Raw genomic sequence first — 1,804 nt, forward strand, 5'->3', positions numbered from 1 at the left:
TAGGGTGCTGACTACGTTCTGAGCCTAAAAGGGAATCAAGGTACTCTCCACGACGATGTTAAGCAGCTTTTCGACTGGGCCTGTAAAACCGACTTTAATGACATTGACCATGAAGCCTATCAGACGATTGACAAAGGGCATGGGCGCATCGAGCTCAGGCGCTACTGGCTCCTCGATAAAGTTGAACATCTAGAAAATGCCGAGCGATGGAAGGGGCTCAAACGGGTTGGCATGATTGAATCAGAACGACGTATTGACGGACGGCCACCGACGACAGAACGGCGTTACTATCTTACGAGTTTGGATGGGGGTATAGAGCGCTTTGCCTACGCCAGTCGGGGGCACTGGGGTGTTGAGAACAAGCTGCATTGGAGCCTGGATGTCGTCTTTCACGAAGATGACTCACGCATCCGCAAAGGCCATGCCCCCGAGAACATGACTACCATCAGAAAGATTGCCCTCAACTTGCTCGCAAAAGAATCGTCCAAAGGTTCTAAAAAGGCCAAACGGCTCAAGGCTGGATGGGACAATGACTTCCTCGTTCGCGTGCTACTCGCTTGAGTATGCGTTTGCCCTGTGAGCGACCCCTGTCGATATGAACCGGGCGTCAACCGGAGTTATCAGGACTTTGCCACTCACTATCAGATTGCGGTTATCCCAGCTAGACCCAAGGCTCCCCGAGATAAGGCCAAGGTGGAAAAAGCCGTCCAGGAAGTGGAACGGCAAATCTTGGCCCCATTACGTCACCAATCATTCACCAGTTTTACGCAGCTCAATGAGGCCATGCGCCCCTTACTTAAACAGCTCAATGACCGGACGATGTATGCCTATGGCATCTCTCGCAGAGAACTGTTTGAGCGCGTTGACCAGAGTGAGCTGAAACCATTACCCAAGCTCCCATTCGTCTTTGCCAGTTGGAAAACAGCCAAGGTCAATCTGGATTACCACATTGAGGTAGGACGCCATTATTACTCGGTGCCCTATTGGTATGTGCGGCGAGAGGTCAGTGTCAAAACCACCGAGCAACTGGTGGAAGTCTTCTTTGAAAACCAACGCATTGCGGTTCATTCACGCTCAAACCGTCCCTATTGCCATAGCACGCTGGCTCCTCACATGCCGCCAGACCATTGGGCCTATAAACAACAGTCCAAAGAGTCATTCCTGGCGTGGGCCCATCAGATTGGGCCACAGACCAAAGCTCAGGTTGAGACCATCTTTGATAGTAAAGAGCATGACGAACAGGCCTTTCGCTCCCTGAAAGGAATTCAAGGCTTGTCGTCTCACTACGGAACGGACCGATTAGAAGAGGCCTGTCATCGAGCCAATGTGTTGGGGATGTCTGGCTATAAACGCCTCAAACATATTCTGCAGCATCAGCGGGATAAAACACCCGCTCTGGTAGACGTTCCTATCTCACCAGGGATGACTCACGACAATGTCCGAGGCGACGCCTATTACAACTGACGCTATTCATTACCCACGATTCCCTCATGCAACAAACGATTGACCAACTCAAAGACCTGAAGCTATATGGCCTACTTGAGGCCTGGTGTGAACAACATGAACAAACCACTTATCACGACCTGGGGTTTGATGAACGGTTCGCTCTGCTTGTCGAGCGTGAGCATATTCGACGTCAAAATCAACGGCTCAAACGACGCCTTAAACAGGCTCAACTCTTTGTCGGAGCCACGTTGTCAGAGGTTGATTTTCAGGTGGCACGAGGCCTCAAAAAAACGCAATTCCTCGATTGGGCTCAAGGGCAATGGCTTACTCAGCATCTCAACTTAATCTTGGTTGGGCA

2 protein-coding genes and 1 pseudogene are annotated in these 1,804 nt (G+C 50.9%); all 3 read left to right on the forward strand.

Features of this window, described 5'->3' with window-relative positions; all coding sequences use genetic code 11:
• Nucleotides 1-15: 15 nt before the first annotated feature.
• Nucleotides 16-561 (forward strand): annotated as a pseudogene (locus F6K13_RS31480) (ISAs1 family transposase); the annotation flags it as partial.
• Between the two features lie 132 nt (nucleotides 562-693).
• Nucleotides 694-1,464, forward strand: a complete 771-nt coding sequence (locus F6K13_RS31485) for a hypothetical protein (RefSeq protein ID WP_287289635.1) — start codon at nucleotides 694-696, stop codon at nucleotides 1,462-1,464.
• 26 nt (nucleotides 1,465-1,490) lie between these two features.
• A partial coding sequence (locus F6K13_RS31490) for an ATP-binding protein (RefSeq protein ID WP_287289637.1) occupies nucleotides 1,491-1,804 on the forward strand: 314 nt, incomplete at its 3' end.

The sequence above is a fragment of the Okeania sp. SIO2B9 genome (assembly GCF_010672505.1).
Taxonomy (GTDB): Bacteria; Cyanobacteriota; Cyanobacteriia; order Cyanobacteriales; family Microcoleaceae; genus Okeania; species Okeania hirsuta.